Consider the following 1,327-nt stretch of genomic DNA (forward strand, 5'->3'; position numbering starts at 1 on the left):
GGGTGCATTTCAATTTGTCGTATTGATGTATGTGAGTTGATTGGTTGACGGGGAGCGCCTTAGGTTGTACCTTGAGCTAGCTAACTAACTACTACTCCGATGCTGACCGAAGAAGAATTCCTGGCCCTGGCTAAAGCCCACTACACCCAACTGCAAGCACTGCAAGAAAAAAATACCTTCTATGAGCATGAACAAGCATTCGATCAAATCTGGCAAGAGTTAGGCCAGCAAGTACTGGAAAAGACCATTAGTCAACCCGGCCAGGATCGCCGTAAAAAAAAAGCATAGCCACCCGCTATGGCTGGATTGACATTGCCCTTACCCACCCCTATAGCCACCTGGGCCCTGGTTTTCACCTCAGTCCCTGGCTGCAACAGCAGTTATTGCTGCTGACTCAGGAACTGCCCTACTCGACGGCCCACCACCTGGCTCAAGAGTTGTTAGGGGTGAGCGTGGCCCGCAGTACGCTGTATCGGCTGACGATGCACTATGGGCAAGCCCTGGAGCCGGCTTTGGCCGAGCCTATCGAAGTCCAGCCCCAGCCTGACTCGGTGGTCTACGCCATGGCCGACGGGCTGATGTTGCTCTTTGACGAAGGCTACAAAGAAGTCAAGTTGGGCCGACTCTTTGCTCAGTCTAAGCTCAGCCCCAGTCCGGTAGCGAATCGAGGTGGGTGTATTGCCGAGTCAACTTATGTGGCCCACGTGGGCAGTTGGGCCGACTTCTGGCCCAACTGGCAAAAGCAAATTGAGGCCTGGCGAGCGGCCGGTCAGTCGGTGGTCTTCCTCAATGATGGGGTGAGTTGGCTGCAGGAGAAACTCCGGCAAGCTTACCCCGACTCGCTACAAATCCTGGATATTTATCATGTCATGGAACAACTGGCGGGTTTGGCTCGACAAGCCATCAGCGGGGTAGCTGCTCGTCAAAAGTGGTTAGCTAAAGCCTATGAGCTACTGACCCATGCGGGCTTGGATGTACTGCTGAAGCGGATTGACCGACTAGCTGTTAAGCGCTCGGAGGCCCAACGCGTAGCGGGCTATCTGAAGCGAAACCGCTCGCGCATGGCCTATGGCTGCTATCTGGCGCAGGGTTTGTGCATAGGCTCGGGGGCCATTGAGTCGGCCAACAAAGCGGTGGTGCAGCAACGCATGAAACGTGCCGGTCAACGCTGGAGTAAACCGGGTGCCCAACGGGTGCTGAATCTGCGGAGTTGCTGGATGAGTGGTCGGTGGCCATTGGTCAAAGCCCTTATTGAGCCTGGTAGCTACTCCATGGCCGCATAGTTACACATGAACAAAGCGCACTACGACACTTTGGAATGCACCCA

The 1,327-nt window shown here is 55.0% G+C and carries 2 protein-coding genes; both read left to right on the forward strand.

The window, feature by feature from the left end; all coding sequences use genetic code 11:
- Positions 1-99: 99 nt before the first annotated feature.
- Positions 100-288 (forward strand): hypothetical protein, encoded by a 189-nt coding sequence (locus ABD931_RS29050; protein WP_345271635.1) that lies wholly within the window; start codon positions 100-102, stop codon positions 286-288.
- Between the two features lie 95 nt (positions 289-383).
- Entirely contained in the window at positions 384-1,283 is a 900-nt protein-coding gene (locus ABD931_RS29055) for a hypothetical protein (protein WP_345271637.1), read from the forward strand.
- Positions 1,284-1,327 lie beyond the last annotated feature (44 nt).

The organism is Nibrella viscosa, assembly GCF_039541875.1.
GTDB classification, from domain to species: domain Bacteria; phylum Bacteroidota; class Bacteroidia; order Cytophagales; family Spirosomataceae; genus Nibrella; species Nibrella viscosa.

What these genes read in the sequence shown, in the direction of transcription:
- ABD931_RS29050 (WP_345271635.1), top strand. Translation starts at nt 100, where the DNA reads ATGCTGACCGAAGAAGAATTCCTGGCCCTGGCTAAAGCCCACTACACC.